Source organism: Bdellovibrio sp. KM01 (assembly GCF_013752535.1).
Taxonomy (GTDB): Bacteria; Bdellovibrionota; Bdellovibrionia; order Bdellovibrionales; family Bdellovibrionaceae; genus Bdellovibrio.
On record NZ_CP058348.1, the window covers coordinates 2,998,226 to 3,016,550 of the forward strand.

Consider the following 18,325-nt stretch of genomic DNA (forward strand, 5'->3'; position numbering starts at 1 on the left):
GCGCTAGCCGCCAGCAAAGCTCATGGATTTAATCAATACATCTGGAGCGATCAAACTGCGACCTGGGCGATCATAAGCATCGCCCAGCTCTACGATATCACGCAGAACATCAAGCACATTTCCAGAAACCACGAATTGATCGATGGGCCCCATGCACTTGCCGTTCTCATACAAGAACCCTTCCGCTGGCATCGACAGATCCCCAGTTGAATCCTTAAAGCCCGCGTGCAAGCCACCGGTGAATTTCGTGATGTGAACAGTCTGACCCGGATTCAATGAAAGCAACTGCTCTTGAGTCTTAGTGCCTTTCGCAACCACCAGATTCGTAGGCCCAATATCCATGGGTGAACTCGGTCCACGAGATGCATTCGCCGTGTGAGGCAAATTCATGCGTTTTGAGTATTCCAGATTGGTCAGATAGTTTTTTAATACACCGTTTTCAAAAAGAACTGTTTTCTGCGAAGGAGCCCCTTCGGAGTCAAAAGGTCTTACCGCAGTTCCATTCATTTCAAACGGATCATCCACCAGATTGAATTTTTCGCCAGCCACTTTTTGACCAATACGGCCTTTCAATAAGGATTTGTTCTCATGAACTTCTTTCGCCGAGAGATATGACAGCAACATCGCCAGCACGGTTGGGAAAACCTTGCGATCCAAGACGACCGGATAATTTCCTGTTTTAAGCTTGGTAGCACCTAAATACTTAACCGCATTGTTCACACTCGTGCGTGCCACTTCATCCGTGTTGATTTTATCAAATGAACGAACAAAGAATCCATCACCACCCATTTTAGACGTCTCGCCCTCTTTCGCCAAGGGTGCGGTTCTGCCAACGTAATAGTTCTGTTTGAATTCTTGATCCACGCCTTCGCTATTCAGAATACGCATAAAGCTTAAACCTTGAGAAAATCCTGAATAGGGAACGGCCTGCACACGAGAATCCAAAGTCAGACACTTTTCTTCCAGAGCTTTCGCCACTTCCATTTTCTTTTCCATCTCAATTTCTTCGGGATTGAAAAGATTCAGGGCGTGATAAGCCGCAGGCTTCATCATAGGAATTTCAAACTGATCATCGCTTTGCACGGTCTTGGCATTGTTCAACGCTTCTTTATAAGTGCGCATCAGGGCGTCTGCCGATAGATTTTCCGTGTAGGCATACCCTTGGCTGGCACCCAGCAAAACACGAAGACCCGCCGTCTGAGTTTGTGTGGATTCAAAAGTGTTCAATTTCTTTTTTTGAAAACCCAAATCAAGACTTTCGCCACCGGAAATCAGCATTTCAACTTTGACGCCGTCTTGTTTTGCTTGCGCCGCAATTGTTTGGAAGCTTTGTTTAATAGTGTCCATTAGCCTGCTCTCCCACCAACCATAAGACTTGAAACCAAGATCTGCGGTTGACCCACAGCTGCCGGGATCGAGCCACTCACAGAGCCGCACATACCCGTCGCCAATTTCAATTCATTAGAAACTTTTGTGATTTTACCCAAAGTATCGATACCACGCCCGATCAGGCAGGCCCCTTTTACCATTTCTTCGATGCGACCTTTTCTGATGATATAGGCTTCACGAACTTGGAAATTGTAATCGCCCGTTCCTGGATTGACCGAGCCTCCGCCCATGTTTTTCGCGTAAAGACCATAATCCACGTCGCGGATCATTTCTTCAAAAGAATCCTTACCCGCATCAATAAATGTGTTTCTCATACGAGAAGCCGGCGCGTACTTGTAAGACTGGCGACGACCACTGCCTGTCACGTCATAACCTGTTTGGCGTGAACCCATCTCATCGACGATGTAAGATTTCAAAACACCGTTTTCAATCAAAGTTGTGCGTTTCGTTTTGTTGCCTTCGTCATCGATATTCAGTGAACCCCAACCATTTTTGATCGTTCCATCATCGATAGCGGTGACACACTCATTGGCAATCTTCTGGCCCATCTTACCGCAAAACACAGAGGATTCTTTAGCAACAGCCGTGGTTTCAAGACCGTGCCCACAAGCTTCGTGGAAGAGGACTCCCCCGAATGAGTTATCAATCAAAACCGGCATCTCGCCCGCTGGTGCAAATTTAGCTGTCGTAAGTCCCATGGCGCGATCTACGTTTTCATGGGCAAAGTTTTGCATATTTAAACCATCATACAATTCAGAAGTTCCCATGTGCCCATAACGTTCACTGGAACTTTCCTTGACACCCATGTGCTCAACGAAAACTTCCATATTCAAACGGCTATAGGCGCGTTCATCATAAGCCATCAAACCGCGAGAATTTGCGATTTGGACTTTTTGAAACTTTTCATTCAAAGCGGCTTCCACCTGAGTGACAGCGGAATTACGATTGCGCGCGTGCTGATCAACGGAATTCAACCATTTGAATTTACGTTCGCGGTTCATCTCCCAAGGCTTTTCACCATAGGTATGAACCGTATCAAATGGCACCTGCATCAACGGCATTGATTTCTTACCTTCGCCAGTGCCACGGCTTTTCGCTGCATTCAGTGCCGCTTTAACCAAGCCCTGCTCAGTCAGATCATTCGTGGTCACATACACAATTTCATGACCAAAGAACAAACGAATCCCAGCACCGTAAAGCTGGCCCACAATGGCTTGGTCTGCTTTGGAACTCAAAATAGAAAGGTTGGAAGAGTAAGTGTCTTCGACAAAGATATCCGCGAAATCCGCTCCTGTGGAAAGTGCGGCATCCAGAGCTTTGGTCAGAATCTGAGGTTGAACGATCATGAAATCCCCCTATGAGAAAAAAGCATATCCCAGAGAGAAAACAGTCCCAACTGAAAAACCTGCGGCACTCTGCAATAGGTCCGAAGGTACTGCATCACGGTGCTTGTCTCTTTTTGAGACACTGGAAGTGACCTGACCAGATTATCAACAGCTCGTTGCGTGGAATGTCACGAAAGCTACGCCCACCCCTGTAATCCAATTAAACGGCACCTTGACTCATTTTTAATGGCCCACCCCTTGCTCATATAGAACTTAGAGATGGGTTCTAACTTCTGAAACCCGTGGTGGAGACTATTGTGAGCAACTTTAAAGTCTTTAAATATATGAGAAACGCGATCCCAGGGTTAACAATCCTGGCAGCGCTTTCTTTTGCTGCTCCAACGTTTGCCGCTCAGTCTCCTGCGACTTCTAACACAATCAAGGTGAAGCGCCCCGTGACGACTCCAGAAGAAAAATCCTGGTCCGTAGACTTAGGCTTAGAAACATATAGTAATCTAATGAAAGAAGACGCTTACGAACGCGATTCTGCAACTTCCTTGGAAGTTTCCGCTGGATACCGTTTCAATAAGATCACTTCTATGCGCCTTACTGGAACTCTGGTTAAAGAGAACTCTGGTGCTCAAAACACATATTTTGATAATACAATCGCTTCGTTAAGCTTTAAAACTCCGCTAACTACAGATACGGCATGGATTAATACACTTGCTGGTGTTCTTCCAACAAACCGTCAATTGCAAGATGAAACATCTTATCAGGGTGCTGTTCGTATCGGAACTAAGCTAGCTTTCAACAACCTATTTTGGAGCAGCTCTGCAACAACAGCTTTGCAGGCAACTCGCAATTTCCATGAATACAATGTGACGGCAGATGGTGGTTTCAATATCCGCAACAACCTTCAAGGCGTGCTGACTTACAACCTTCCATTGTTCTCCAAACTGTCTTTGCAAACTCTTTTCGTTTACACGACAGGCTGGACTTACCTTGAAGACACCCGCCAAAAATTCAGCGTCGGCGCTGACCTGGCTTGGCAATTTACTCCAGCGTTTTCTGGTTATATCGGGACTTCAAACGAAGGAAATGCCCTTAAAGCAAACGGAATTGATTCAAACATCGAATTCTTTAACGACACGAGTTCGATCGTTAAAGCGGGTTTGAGCTATAGCATTTAATTTTAAGTTTTTGTTTTTTGAGATTTTTGAAGAGGAGAGAGTATGAACAGCAACATTAAACGCAAAATTCCCCTAACAGGTGCTTTGCTGCTGGCCATTTCAACAGTCATGATTTCTTGTACGAAAGAAGTTCCGTACAAGGAGGTCTTTAAAGAAAACGTTGAAACGAAATCAACTCTGTCACCAGATGACGAATACCTTTTCGTGGCGTCTTCGGACTTATCAAACAACGACGACGCGGGGGTCTCTTCTGCTCTGCCTTTCTGGCAAGGAACTGAGAAAATCGTAAAATTCCGCTTTACTGAAAACACTTTGCAAGTTGTTGAAGCTGGCGACGACGCCCGCATCACTAAAGACAACACATTGAACAACCGCGTTTTGTTGGAAATCCCAATCAAACATGTTCAATACCGTTGTGCCGAAGACCGCTACGGCAAATGTACAAACAAAGAAGAAGAAAACAGCGAAATCAACTGGACTAAAAAGGCCAATTTCATCCCAGACTTTAACGGCATGAAAACGACAGGCATGTCGGTGTTACCAGTGGAAATGCAACAACTTTACGGCTTCTCTTGTTTTAACGAGACATCCTCTCGCTTTTTGAACTATGAACTCAAAGATGGCTCTTTGAACATTCAAATTGAAAAAGTATTCCGTGGGACGCCGGCTTGCCTGGGTACACAAATGTACTCCATCAGCAGCGTTGATGAATTGCAAAGCCAAATCATCTATCACTACTCGTTCAATAAATTGAGCAAAGTAACGTCCCCGAACTATAAAAAAATCGACTACCCAAAAGCTGATAAAGATACTTTCGGTTTCTTCACCAGCGAAAACCGCAAGTACGACGTTGATTTGAGCCGCACTCAAGCGAATCAAAAAGAGTGGATGAATCGTTGGAATCCAGACAGAAAAGAAATCGTTTATTACATGTCTGACAATTTCAATAAACCTCAATATCAGTCTATTAAAGAGGCAACTCGCACAGCTTTTGACCGTGTAAACGCCGGTCTTAAAGCGGCGGGCCTTGAAATGCGCTTGGTTCTTAAAGATCCAGACCACAAACAACCAGGTGACACACGCAATAGTATGATCGTGATGGTTGAGGACCCTGTTTCCGGTGGTCCATTGGGATACGGTCCAACTGTGGCAAATCCTCGCACGGGGGAAATCATCAGCGGTCGCGTGGCGATGTACTATGGTAACTTCGTTCAAGGTGTTCGTTACACTTACGATGAAGTTGTTAAAGAACTTCAAAACTCTGGCGACATCGAATTGACAAAATCTTATGCGAAAGCAAAACCTGGTGCCGCTACCGAAGCAGCCCAAGCAGCCATTTCTGAGGCGATGAAAGCCAAATTGACGGCCGATACTTACGCTAAATACGTACACGCAGATACAGTTGGTTACAAAGTTGGCAATTCCTATACTGCTTTAAAAAAAGGTTCCACGGACACAATTCAAACAGGTTCTTTGGTGTCTAAAGCCAACATGAAGCAAAACTCTGCGGCTCTTCGCCAGCAGGTTCACGCTCAGCTTAAAAACATGACGAAAGTTTCTGCACGCTACAATGCACGCACAAGCCTGAAAGCTGCTGCTGATGCTGACGAAGGCATCCAGCAAAACGCCGCAGCACAGACGATCGACACGTTGTCAGCACAATCTAAATACTGCAACTACCCGTCTGAACTTTTCCCATTCAGCGAATACATCAAGAAAGCTTTGATCGGTAAACTTGGTAAGAACATGAAGTTGTGGAATGACTTAAGCGACTCTGAAAAAGAACAAGTGATCGCGATCATCATGCCTGAAGTTTGGGTTCCAACTTTGGTTCATGAATTGGGTCATAACTTGGGTCTACGTCATAACTTCCAAGGTTCTGAAGACAGAATGAATTTTTACACAGAGGGCGAGCTTGCTAAAATGGGCGTGAAACACGAAATCCCATACAGCTCTGTGATGGACTATGGTTACAGCGAATTGAACCTGCTTCCAACTTTGGGAAAATACGACATCGCAGCTTTGCGCTTCGGTTACAGCCGTAAGGTCATGACTGAAACAGGTGCAACAGTTGATGTTCCAGAAACATTGACGAAACTCCAAGCAGAAAAGAAAGACTTGGTTCTTCGTGACTTTAAGTATTGCTCTGATGAAAGTGTTGAACTGTCTGCGAATTGCAAACGTTTCGACAAAGGGACGACATTTGTTGAAATCGTCAATCACCTGATTGAAAGCTATCAGCAACGTTACTTGGTAAGAAATTTCCGTAACGGCCGCGAAAGCTTCTCGAAAGTTCAAGAAGGCGGTTACTACAGCGGTCGTTTGGATAACTTCCAATACATCCGTAACTTTATGGAGATCTACTCTTCCATCAAGAACCAATTCGCCCTTGACGATGACTCTTTGGATTGGACTTTTGATCCAGACATGAAAGATCTAAAACAAGCGGCTTTGATTTCCGGCCGCTTCTTCCTGGATGTGATGAAAACACCAGAGGTTCTGTGTGCAGTTGCTAAGAAAGACAACCTGAAATTGGTTACAGACATCGGTGCCCTTAAGTCAATCGATCCAAGCGCCAACAGCTGCTGGGAACTTGAATTGGCTGATCCGAATCTAGTGATCGTAGCTCAAGGTGGTAAAAACTTTAACGACGTTCGCTTCCGTTCGAACCCTTCGTCTTATGCTGATCAGATCGATATCCGTGGTATCGGTCCGGATAAGTTGGCAGCGGCTGAAGCTTTGTTCGTACGTATGACAAGCGAAGTACGCCAGCACGAAGATAACTACATGGATATCAAAGATTTGGCTCCAGAGATCTCAGCTACCGTGGCTTCCTTGTTGTTTGACCAAGTCAATACAAACGTAGAATTCCGCGACCAAGCTGGAAATCTCTACCTGAATACAAAATGGAAGTTCGATGTGTTCTCAGCCCCAGGCAGCGTGAACAAAGGAAAAGACACTCACTGGTTTGATGTTCCGATGGTTGAATCGGCTCAACGCCGCATGGGTCTGCCTAACCACAAAGTCAGCTTCCAGGAAAAGCTATTGAATGTGATTTCAAAACGCATGGGCAGCTCTCAATCGCACTATGCAGAAGACAAAGCTTTCTTGGATCAGTTCCGAGTGAACCGCATCGCAAAAACATCCGTGATGAACTCGGAAAATGCCGTCAGCTCCCGCGATGTGGGCTCTTTCAAAGCGGTGGCATTGGCTAACAACGCGATCGCCTTGGATGCAATGTCTTCGATCACTAAAATGGATCTATTGACGAGCATGAAAGATAAAGAACTGGAAGACCTGCGTATCGCAAGAACAGCCGTACGCCGCGCTTCAACACCAGTTCCAGCGACGGATGCGAAATACAAAGATGTCACTGTAAACGACATCAATATGTTCAAAGCCGGCGCTTTGCCAGCAAAAGACAAACTTGAGTATCTTTTAACAATCCTGCCTGGTGCAGAAGAAGCTAAGTAATTTTCCGAAGAGAGAGGAAACGATTATGAAAAAACTAATTCTAGCGAGCGCTCTTCTGATGATCACTGCGGGCTGTACTCAAGGTACTAAGTCCCGCAATTCCTCGCAAGCAACGGGAGCTCAGGAACAAACACAAACAGGTCCTACGCAAGACATGAGTGCAGCGGACGCGGCTAAGCAGGCGCAGGCCACTGCTGATGATGGCATCATCGACTCGACTTCCCGTCAAGACGCTTTAAAAAACCTAACTTTGAAACTTTACGAATCCACGTTCCGTCTGCAAATGGATGTAATGTCTGAAAAGTTACAAGACGACAATTCAAAATTGTTACGTGAGTTCATCACGAAAAAATTCTCTCCTAAAGGGGAATCTCTTTTGCAAGCGTTAAGCTCTGGCGACATCAAATCCACGATCACTTTGAAAGACCTGCAAATCGCAGCGTCTGATAAAGACATGCAGTTCCAAGCGTTGCTCATGGGCTTTAAAAAGATCGCAGCCGATGGTGGGTTCACTAAGGAACAACAAACTGGCATTGAGAAAGCATTAATCGAACGTCAAAGCCTGATCACACCATCTCCACAAGAGCAAAACAGAATTATCGCGGTTTCTGAGCACATCTCAAAGAAGGCGAAAACCTTGATCCAAGTTATGCATAGTGGTGCTCAAGACGAGACAGTTTGCCAAGGTTACGGTTATTTCTTGGCGAACTTCAATGCTCTTCTAACAGACAGCAAAACGTTCCGCTTGCCTCAGACGATCGCAGATCTTTCTGAACCATTGCAGCCTCTTTTACCAACGTTGGATGCCTGCCCTGCGGATATTCCAGGCACTCGCAAGCTTCTGGGTAAAGAATTGCTGGGTTTAATCGCAAGAATGGATAAAATGCAGGCGCAAATCGCAACTTTCTTGAATCCATCGATCAAAGACACGGATCCTTTGTTCTTGGATATCGCAGACAGATGGGCACTTGTGGAAACCAAAGAGATTTTGGAAAACTACAAATTGCCAACAATGGGTGATGTAGATGCGGACGCAGTGGTTTGTAATGTTGACGGCACTGATTACGATGCTGTTGTTACGTCACAAACTAATACTGAAACAGCAGCTCAAATTAAATACGAAAGAGATGGCGAAAAACCATTCACAATTCGTAAAGTGACTGGTCAACGTGGCGTAACGATCGCTTACATTTCTTCCAAGCATTCGATCGCATCCAGCGAAAACTCCAACTCCGTTAATGCGGGTGACGGTTTCGTAGGTGCGGTGTTCAGCATCGTTCCTGGCGATTCCGAGGCCATGAAACTGAAAATCCGTAAAGACGAAGGCAAAGACGAGACCATCACTGTCACTTGCCATGCTAAATAAGAGATTCGCTGTTATTAGACACGATCATCTTCTGTAAATTGCTTCCTCCTTGGTCAGGCTTAATCATTAAAGCTCATTCAAGGAGGAAGAATCATGAGTAAAGAGCTAGAAGGCAAGAACGTTGCTATCCTCGCTGCTGACGGTTTCGAACAATCCGAACTACTACTACCTAAAAAGGCCCTGGAAGACGCCGGCGCCAAAGTCGAAATCGTTTCTATCAATTCTGGTGAAATCAAAGGATGGGAAAAAGGAAACTGGGCCAAATCCTTGAAAGTGGACACGGCCATCAATGTCGCAGGGGCTGACGACTATGACGCTTTGATGCTTCCGGGCGGAGTGATCAACCCCGATAAACTTCGCGAAGAAGAAGGCGTTGTTCAATTTGTTCAAGGCTTTGTCGACACCGGGAAACCCATCGCAGCCATCTGTCACGGTCCACAAACACTGATTGAAACAGGAATATTAAGAGGCAAAAAAGTGACAAGCTACCCTTCGATCCGCACGGATATTATCAATGCCGGCGGAGAGTGGGAAGACAATGAAGTTGTCGTCGATAATGGCCTGGTTACGAGCCGCAAACCCGCTGACATCCCGGCTTTCTGTCGCAAGATGATCGAAGAATTTGCGAAAGGCCCACAAGATATGTCCGTTTTAGGATTAGGCGAACAACGCCGCGAGCATCCAAAACACGCTCACTAAACGGTACGGCCTTACTTGGAAATGCACTTACTTACCTAAACATAAAAAAGGCAGGAGATGATCCTGCCTTTTTTATTTTTACTAAATCCATTCCTTAATCTTTTTTAGGAACGTCTTTAATAGAAATGGTGTTGTCCAATTTTTTGGCCAAGGCTTCGATAAATCCATTACGCAAGGAGCCCCAAAATGCATCCCACGTCTTAACATCCGGCCCCTTGGCAGCGCCTTCAAAATCCACTCGCGTTGCGACGGTTTTGGTCTGTGAATTCCTAAGGATCAAGTTACTCATGGCGATACCCACCTCAAAAAAGAAGCGCTTAGGAGAATCGAACTTTTCTTTGGAGCTGATCACGTCCAGATTCTCAAAGAACGGTTTCACGTACCCCTTGATGCGCCCGTCCCGCGTGCTCACTTCTCCGTAAAGACTAAAGCTCCCCGACGTAAATGTGAAAGGCCCATAGCCTTTAAAAAAGTCATTCAACTTCGTCACATCAAGCTTATCAATCGCCATCTTAGATTCGAATGCAGGAACCTTTGAAAGTAAATTAACTTTAGCCCCCGCCGTCACGTGCCCACTTTTTTGCAATCGCGCTGAAGCCTCCATCGTGCTTGGCAGCAGTTCTTTTGATTTGTCGGTGTTCTTGATATTGGTGGCCGAAATCATAATACGATCCACCACCACATCGACCGGTACTTTGAAATCATTGTTGTACAAATGGACTTCGCTGTTACTCAGACGGAAGGATTCCAGCTCTATGGGAATCAATTTCCCCACAACCGTTTTCCAATCCTGATCGGCCCCCATCTGCTTTTTCTTTTTATCGGCACTATCGACCAAGTCCAATTTCATACCGTCGACTTTAAGATCTCCCAATAATTTTCCAGCGAAAATCCCTCGCCACGCCAAAGACAGATCAATTTCGTGGATGCTCACTAAGGGATCTTTGGGACTTTTCACCTTTTCCCAGATTTTCAAATCCTGAATCTGGTAGGCGCCACGATACAAAGCCAAATCAAAGTCTTCAATGTGGCCCTTATAGTTTTCCATTTTATTACCCATGTACCAATTGATCCCGTACTTGATACCAACAGGCAAAAATATGCGCACGACCACCAAAAATACGGCAACGGCGATCAGGGTTATTTGAACTTTACTGAGGGACCTGAACAGTTTCTTCATACTTTTCCTCCTTATTAATTTCATTGGCAACTTCCGCACTGAGAAAAATCACGGCGGAGGAATAATAGACCCATAACAACAAAACAATAAACGATCCGGCAGCTCCATACAGGGAGGCCACAGCACTTTGCCCCATGTACAAACCAATCAAGCCCTTACCGATCGAAAACATAAAGGCGGTGATAAAGCCCGATGTAAAGGCGACTTTGGGCCGCACCTGCACTTGGGGCAGAAAATAGTAAATCGCACTGAACAACAGACCGAAAATTAAAAGAGAAATAGCAAAATTAATGAATTGCCCCAGGAGCGCTTCTGCACCTTTTAAATACATCGACAAAATCGATGACACCACCAACGAAACGATCGAAATAAATACAAAAGTTAAAACCATTCCCATATTGAAAAGTTTAGTTTTCATGAAAGTCCAAATAGATTGAATGAATGTTTCCGATTCCAATTTTTTATAATCTATCTTTACTTCAAATATTTTATTCAAAGACATACGCATTTCGCCAAATATCGCACCGGCGGAAAAAATCAATGTGATCAAACCCAAAATCCCTGCCGTATCCCGCACCTCGGGCTGCTTTTCCACGTTCTTTACGATCTCTCGTAAAATGTCAGACGACTGTGTTCCAAATAGGTATTGAATCTGCCTTAGTATTTCTTCGCGAAAGCTATCGTTGATTAAAGCAACGAAGGTCAGCATCAACACCAATAATGGCGCCAGTGACAGCGCTGTGTAAAAGGACAAGGAGGCTGACATCTCGAAAATATCGTCCCGTCCCATCTTGTTGAAGAAGTTTTTCCCCGTGATTTTTTTTAACGCCTTTATCAACTTCATCGCAAAAAGATAACATGCATGCCGCTATCGCCCTCGCCTCACCCTATGGTCTTTGACAAGAAACATATCGAAAAGACTCCACCCTTCCAAATGGGTCGATGCACGTTAGGTCCACGCCCAAGGCTTAAACATCGCCCTGCTGAAAATGTCACATACGCAATAATAGGGGCTTAAAACGAATTAAAGAGGGTTTTACGTCCGAAATCCGGGCCACGGATTTGCACATCCAGAGGGGATGCTAAAGATCGGTATTTTGTTGACCTTACTATCAACACTGGTGGGACACCTAGCTCTTGCTGGCTCCTCTGATATTCAATATCAGAGTGCTTTCCTATCTCCTGCGATGGCCCTCTCCAGCCCCTATAAAAAGATCGATTTAACTAAGCTCATCAACAAGGCCTCCTCACTGCCCGCTGATCCCGAACTGCGCATTCAAACAGTTTTGGTCGCACAGGCACGCTTTCAAGTTCCACGCAGCATTGCTGAGCTTAAAGCAAGCGCACTTAATAACATCCGCACACTGCCAAATATTTCTAGCTCCCTGAAGCTTTGGGCCTGTATAGAAAATACCTGCCAAGGCGAAATGGATATGGCCTTGGCCTCGGTACAGTTTGTTATGAGTTACGCCATGCTGGATCTACAACAATCACAAAACGCCACGTGGGCAACTGCAAAACTTCCCGCGGAGTTGTTGCAGGGAACTCAGCTGATCACAGTTCAAGAAGTCAGTGACTGGTCTCACCTATTTACGGATTCATTCAGTATTAATATTTTCCAGGCCGTTGATTCGGGTAGCACTGTGATCACCAATTTCCAGATTCACCTGGTAAAAGCCTCGGCATATCAAAAAGCCAAATACATTCCCTTTTTTAATTTGGAAAAAAATCTGAACTCCCATATTCAAAAACAGCTGCAGGAAATTCAGCAGGCGTTGAGCACGGGTAAGCGCTCCCCCTCTTCAGCAAACAACGAACCAAATCTTTATCAACAAAGCAGCTATAAACTGATCGATCCCGAGGGCGACAGAGCCTTGATCGAACGTGCGAACAGCGTTCCGAAACACATTCTTGAAAGCCTGATCAACAAAGAAGGCCCGCAAGATAAAAACTGGCTTCCAGATCCGCGCGAGTGGGAAGATCCCTTGGCTGATCTCATACCTCAGCCAGAACCCACGCAAGGCATCTCCATTCAGGGCCGAGAAAATCCGCTTTACCTCGAGAGTTTCAAAAAAACTCTGACACAGGTTATTCAAGAAGAATCCCGCAGAGGTCTTCCACCCCTGTTCGGAATCGCTCACGAATGGAGTGCCGCTTACAAAAACAAACACGTGATGTCTCAGGGATCGAAATTGCTGGTCGCCCTGGCTTTAGGTTTCACGGATCGTTTCATGATCACTGGCAAAGAAGAAAACCTTCGCCAATGGATCTTAACGGAAAACTATGAATCCATCACTTTGCCGGAATTGTTTCGCGCCAGTTATCGCATCAATCACGGTGATGTCTATCTGACGTTACTGACTATTGAAAATGTTCTGGCGAACAATTGGCGCTTTGTGGGTCGCGAATCCCTTCCCATTACAAAACGTCTCAGACCTATTTCAAGCGGCCACAACTACAAGGGCGATCGCTATGGTACCTGGTACCATTTCTTTGGAATGATTTTGTATGGCTATGTTCACGGTGGCACACAAGCCAAAGCCATCGGCAAGATTGAAGCCCTGGGCAGCAATATGCTCTCTCCGAACTTGAATCAAACTCAAAAACAGTGGTTCAATATTTTGGGTGGTTACGTGGGAGCTCACTTAAAGAACGTCATCCGCGAAAAAAGCTACAAAACTTTCGTGGGCAGTAAAACGTTTTTGCAGGAAAGCTATTATCTGAATCGCCGCGAAGATTTCCGTGATCGTCTGCCGCAAGAACTTTCAGCCGATATTCAAGCGGGTCTATTCAGACCCCGTGATAACAGCGGTCTATTAACTTCAATTCAGATTGTAAATCACTCCCCGCGTTCGTGTCAGGTCGATTTGATTTTTGATAAGGGCAAGGGCTTTGACAGCCGTTACAAAGCTGTTCAAATGGAAGTCGACTTTTCAAGTCTGCGTCCCACATTTATCAGAGCTTCAGCGCCGTTCGCGCGCGCGGTTCGTGGCTTCATCCACAATTGCGAGAACACCGCAAAAGAGTGGATTTTCGAAGCGTCTCTTTAAAACAGACACTCCAGAAAATAAAAAACCCCGAGAATTCCCGGGGTTTTCGTTTCAGAACTTGATCCGATTACTTACGGATTTTTGCTCTGTACATACGCTTTTTAGTCAAAATGCGTTTTTTTCTGTGACGGATACCTTTTTTAGATTTGCCTTTTGCTGCCATGTTAATCCCCTTTGTTATTTTTTATTCGGAGTGTTCATCAATGCCGCAAACGGATTGTTGAACGGATTGCCCGGTTTTGCCGGAGTGCTGTTCATTGGACGAGAAGCACCCTGACCTACTTGCGATTTACCAGAACCTTTCGTCGCCGAAGCGCCACGTTGTTGTGGAGGTCTTTCACCACGAGGAGCGGAAGAAGCTTCAACAGCATCGTCCATTTTCATCGTCAATGAAATCTGGTTTTTCACAGTATCGACTTTCAGAACTTTCACAGACACATGGTCACCCGGATTTACCACTTTACGAGGATCATCCACGAACTTGTGTGACAAAGCCGAAATATGAACCAAACCGTCTTGGTGAACACCGATATCCACGAATGCACCGAAATTCGTTACGTTCGTTACGATACCTGGGCAGATCATACCTTCTTTAAGGTCTTTCACTTCCATGATGTCATCGCGGTATTGGAAAACTTTGAACGGATCACGAGGGTCACGTCCTGGTTTTTCCAGCTCTTTTACGATGTCGTCGAAAGTGAACTCACCCACAAGCTGAGCCCATTTAGTTCTTTGCGCCAAAAGTTTTTTAGCGCCTTCACCGATAACTTCAGTCAAGGAAACGCCCATGTCTTTCGCCATATCAGTCACAGCTTGGTAACGCTCTGGATGGATCCCTGTAGAATCCAAAACCTGTTTACCACCTGGAATACGCAAGAAACCAGCCGCTTGCTCGTAAACTTTTGCTGAGAACTTAGGAACTTTCAATAGCTCAGTACGATCCGAGAACAAAGTTTTCTTACGAGCTTCAACGATACCCTTCGCAAGTGCCGGACCGATCCCCGCCACGTGAGAAAGTAACGCTGCAGAGGCTGTATTAACGTCAACACCCACGTTATTCACGCAAGACTCAACCACAGCTTCCAATGATTTTTTCAATTGAGATTGATTTACGTCATGTTGGTACTGACCAACACCGATAGATTTTGGATCGACCTTCACAAGCTCCGCCAAAGGATCTTGCAAACGACGTGCGATAGAGATCGCACCTTTTACAGTTAAATCCAGATCCGGGAACTCTTCACGAGCGATGTCAGAAGCCGAGTACACAGAGGCACCAGATTCAGAAACCATGACCACTGGAATGTTCTTACCAAGATCTTTCAAAACTTTGCGCAAGAAAGACTCGGTCTCACGACCAGCAGTACCATTACCGACAGCAATCGCTTCGATTTGAACTTGCTTCATCACTTCGCCGAACAAAGTTTTAGCTTTGCGTTCAGCATCGTCGCCCAAAGTGTAAAGAACCGTGTGAGAGATGAAAGCGCCTGATTTATCAATCAAAGCCACTTTACAACCTGTACGCAAACCAGGGTCGACACCCAATACGCATTTTGAACCGTATGGAGAAGCCAACAAAAGTTTACGAACGTTTTCAGCAAATACTGTGATTGCGTCTTGATCCGCTTTTTCTTTCAACAGACGGTGAACTTCGTTCACGACGGAAGGAAGAACGTAAACGTTCAATGCCAAACGAGCCGACTGCTTCAAGTACTCACCGATCGCATTGTCAGGAGTCGATGTCGCGAAGTTCTCGTAAGATTTTAAGATCGCTTCGTCATCACCTTTAACGTCAAGAGTAAGCTCTTCTTCCTGCCAACCACGTCTCATCGCCAAGTAGCGGTGATTGTTTTTAGCATCCATCAAAGGTTTAACTGGCTCTTCAAACTCTTTGTACATTTCGTATTTAGAGTTCGCTTTATAGCCTTTGGCCGCTTTAGAAACGATGCGACCATTTTCGTTATAGTTTTTAGCAACCATCGCACGAAGTTCAGCATCATTGGCGATTTTATCGACGATGATGTCTTGAGCACCTTTAAGAGCTTCTTCGTAAGTCACGATTTTGGCAGTTGGGTTCAAGAAAGCTTTCGCTTTCATTTCCATAGTCTCGGAGTCTTTAAGCTTCCCGTGACCCATGTCCCAAATCCAATTCGCCAAAGGTTCCAAGCCAGCTTCGCGAGCGATCGTAGCTTTGGTTTTCTTTTTCTTTTTGAATGGTTTGTAGATTTCTTCCAACTCGCCCAAGTCCCAAGAAAGCTCGATACGCTTTTGGACTTCGGCCGTGAGATTGTTCTGCTCCCCGATCTCTTTGATCAAGAACGCTTTACGTTTCACGATTTCGTTGTAAGTTTCGTGACCTTCGATAACACCGCGAATTTGAACTTCGTCCAAATTGCCGGTTTTCTCTTTACGGTAACGCGCGATAAATGGGACTGTAGCCCCTTCCGCAGCAAGTTCAATCACAGCTTGTGCTGATTTTGCTGGGACAGTTGGGACAATACGAGCCAAATAACTCTGAAGAGCCTGATCCATAGAACCTCTAGATTTATTGGAATGAGTTTGAGCTTAAATCTATATTATTTATGACGGAATTGGATCAGACCGTGGCTAGGATCGTATGGAGATACGCCTACGCTCACGCGGTCACCAACAACCACACGAATATTAAAGCGTCTCATCTTTCCGCAAAGCTTTGCGTTGATGATAACTTTATTTTCAAGTTCGATCTTGTAAAGACCACCCGCAAGGGCGTCGATCACTTTTCCGTCAATTTGTACTAAATCGTCTTTTGCCATGTAGGTAAATTTCTAGGTCAGAATGCGGGGCCTTGCAATAGATTTCTGCCCAATTATATCAATATGCAACACGCAAAAGGCCCCATTTAGGGGCCTTTTTAGGGTTTCGTTAAGATAACTTTCTGTTGCTGATTAGCATTCGCTTTCCATCTTCAAAAAGAACCTCAAGACGGTCATATTCATTGGACATGATATAACCCCATCCGAAAATCTTGTGCTCAATAGGAGTTTTAGCCTCGTATTGGTTGCCGATATTGTAGGACTGAGCTTTTGTGCCTTTGTACTTCTCGTGAAGTTCGTGCCACTTGACCTGATCTTCGCTCATACCGGTTTTGTCGATTTTGATTTTCTTTTCTTTCTTTGGAGCCTCAACGACTTCCGCCTCCGGAGCTACAGCTGCCTTAACCGGCTTTTTCTCAGGTTTGGCAACCGGAGGAGCCTTTGCTGCTTTTGCCGGGGCTGGAGCCGGCGCCGGAGCAGCCTTGACTGCCTTTACCGGAGCGGCTTTAGCAGCTGCTGGCTTGGCAGCTTTCGCTGGTGCCGGTTTCGCTGCTGGTTTAGCCGCAGGCTTTGCGGCCTTCGGAGCTGGCTTTGCCGCTTTAGCGGCAGGCTTTGCTGCAGGCTTCACAGGCTTTTTTGCCTTTGCTGCAGGAGCTTCCTTTTTAACTGCCTTTTTGGCCATCTCAATTCCTCTCTAAATTTTAAAGGTGAGAAATGATCGAAACGTGTTTATATGAGACTTATACTATCACCCAGTGACTTGACATCAAAAATATATTGGGAAAATGTTAGCGCGAGGCATCACTATATGATTACAGCAGACGTTATTAATACTCTTCAGTCTCCGGATGTAATTTACGTATCCGGCCCCAAAGACTCCATCGCTAAAAAAGTCCTTCCTCCTGATCAGGCTGACTCCGAAAGTTTAATTTTCGCATCCAAGCCAGATTTCCTCGAGAAAGCTTTGAAGGCACAGTCTCCCATTATCGTAGCGCACAAGTCCCTGACTTTGCCGACCGATACCAAGACGACTTTTTTTACGACTCCTAATATTCAACTGGCCATGGCGGCCATTCTTCCGTTGTTTGACGGAAAAATGAACCGCTTCAACCAGGAAACGAAAATCCATCCCAGCGCATGGATTCACCCCCAGGCTCACCTGGGTCAGAATGTTTCCGTAGGGCCCTTTGCGGTCATTGGTGAACATGTCCGCATCGGTGACGGCGCCACGATCGGTGCCCATGTGGTGATCGAATCCTATGCCCAAATCGGTGCTCTTACGATCCTGCATCCCCAAGTTTTTATCGGAGCTTACAGCGAAATCGGGGCTCACTGCGAATTCCATCCGCACACCACGATCGGAGCTGATGGCTTTTCTTTTGCGATGGCTAAAGACGGCACCCACAAAAAAATCCCGCAAATCGGCAAAGTGGTCATCGAAGACCATGTTGAGCTGGGAGCCAACTGCGCCATAGACCGCGCCGCCTTAACGGAAACTCGTATCGGTCGCGGAACCAAAATGGATAACTTCTGCCACGTAGCTCACAATGTGATCATTGGTGAAAACAACGTGATGGCTGCCGGATTTAAAATCGCTGGTTCGTCTCGTATTGGCAGCAATTGCATGTTCGGTGGAGACGCCGCGGTTTCAGATCACATTACCATTTGTGACAAAGTGATTATCGCAGGTAAATCCGGAGTGACGAGCGACGTGCAACAAAGTGGTGCATATGGTGGATATCCTCTTGAACCTTTGCGCGAATCGTTGAAAACTCTGGCCAATCTGTCGCACATTACTCGCATCAGAAAAGAACTTGCCCGCGTAGTAAAACACCTGGGCCTTAAAGAGGAATAGAA

General features: G+C 45.6%; 13 protein-coding genes. 6 read left to right on the forward strand and 7 right to left on the reverse strand.

Annotation, left to right across the window (positions count from 1 at the left end; genetic code table 11):
* Positions 1-3: 3 nt before the first annotated feature.
* Positions 4-1,347 (reverse strand): TldD/PmbA family protein, encoded by a 1,344-nt coding sequence (locus HW988_RS14525; protein ID WP_181604934.1) that lies wholly within the window; start codon positions 1,345-1,347, stop codon positions 4-6.
* Positions 1,347-2,735 carry a TldD/PmbA family protein gene (locus HW988_RS14530; protein ID WP_181604935.1) on the reverse strand — a complete coding sequence of 463 codons (1,389 nt, stop codon included), beginning with the start codon at positions 2,733-2,735 and terminating at the stop codon, positions 1,347-1,349. Before HW988_RS14530 ends, HW988_RS14525 begins: the two co-directional genes overlap by 1 nt.
* A gap of 296 nt (positions 2,736-3,031) precedes the next feature.
* Between HW988_RS14530 and HW988_RS14535 the strand changes: the two genes are divergently transcribed.
* The 4 genes from HW988_RS14535 (at position 3,032) to HW988_RS14550 (ending at position 9,443) form a co-directional block, all read left to right on the forward strand.
* Positions 3,032-3,904, forward strand: a complete 873-nt coding sequence (locus HW988_RS14535) for a hypothetical protein (protein WP_181604936.1) — start codon at positions 3,032-3,034, stop codon at positions 3,902-3,904.
* 42 nt (positions 3,905-3,946) lie between these two features.
* Positions 3,947-7,378: a zinc-dependent metalloprotease gene (locus HW988_RS14540; RefSeq protein WP_181604937.1), complete on the forward strand. Its 3,432-nt coding sequence runs from the start codon at positions 3,947-3,949 to the stop codon at positions 7,376-7,378.
* 25 nt (positions 7,379-7,403) lie between these two features.
* Positions 7,404-8,744 (forward strand): hypothetical protein, encoded by a 1,341-nt coding sequence (locus HW988_RS14545; RefSeq protein ID WP_181604938.1) that lies wholly within the window; start codon positions 7,404-7,406, stop codon positions 8,742-8,744.
* Positions 8,745-8,837: 93 nt separating this feature from the next.
* On the forward strand, positions 8,838-9,443 hold the full coding sequence (locus HW988_RS14550) for a type 1 glutamine amidotransferase domain-containing protein (RefSeq protein WP_181604939.1): 606 nt from the start codon (positions 8,838-8,840) through the stop codon (positions 9,441-9,443).
* A gap of 94 nt (positions 9,444-9,537) precedes the next feature.
* Here the strand turns inward: HW988_RS14550 and HW988_RS14555 are convergent, their stop codons facing one another.
* Positions 9,538-10,623, reverse strand: coding sequence for a DUF748 domain-containing protein (locus tag HW988_RS14555; RefSeq protein ID WP_181604940.1), 1,086 nt, complete (start codon positions 10,621-10,623; stop codon positions 9,538-9,540).
* A complete protein-coding gene (locus tag HW988_RS14560) occupies positions 10,595-11,467 on the reverse strand; it encodes a YihY/virulence factor BrkB family protein (protein WP_181604941.1) in 873 nt (290 codons plus the stop codon). Before HW988_RS14560 ends, HW988_RS14555 begins: the two co-directional genes overlap by 29 nt.
* A 235-nt stretch (positions 11,468-11,702) precedes the next feature.
* On the opposite strand from HW988_RS14560, the gene HW988_RS14565 reads away from it, so the two are divergent.
* A complete protein-coding gene (locus HW988_RS14565) occupies positions 11,703-13,673 on the forward strand; it encodes a hypothetical protein (protein ID WP_181604942.1) in 1,971 nt (656 codons plus the stop codon).
* A gap of 177 nt (positions 13,674-13,850) precedes the next feature.
* Here HW988_RS14565 and HW988_RS14570 read toward each other — a convergent pair whose 3' ends face one another.
* From HW988_RS14570 to HW988_RS14580, 3 genes are all read right to left on the reverse strand, one after another.
* Complete coding sequence (locus tag HW988_RS14570) at positions 13,851-16,205, reverse strand: Tex-like N-terminal domain-containing protein (protein ID WP_181604943.1); 2,355 nt, start codon at positions 16,203-16,205, stop codon at positions 13,851-13,853.
* Between the two features lie 44 nt (positions 16,206-16,249).
* A complete protein-coding gene (infA, locus tag HW988_RS14575) occupies positions 16,250-16,468 on the reverse strand; it encodes a translation initiation factor IF-1 (protein WP_142701229.1) in 219 nt (72 codons plus the stop codon).
* Positions 16,469-16,577: 109 nt separating this feature from the next.
* Positions 16,578-17,150, reverse strand: a complete 573-nt coding sequence (locus HW988_RS14580; RefSeq protein WP_181604944.1) for a hypothetical protein — start codon at positions 17,148-17,150, stop codon at positions 16,578-16,580.
* Positions 17,151-17,276: 126 nt separating this feature from the next.
* Between HW988_RS14580 and lpxD the strand changes: the two genes are divergently transcribed.
* Positions 17,277-18,323: a UDP-3-O-(3-hydroxymyristoyl)glucosamine N-acyltransferase gene (gene lpxD / locus HW988_RS14585; protein ID WP_181604945.1), complete on the forward strand. Its 1,047-nt coding sequence runs from the start codon at positions 17,277-17,279 to the stop codon at positions 18,321-18,323.
* The last annotated feature ends 2 nt before the right edge of the window (positions 18,324-18,325 follow it).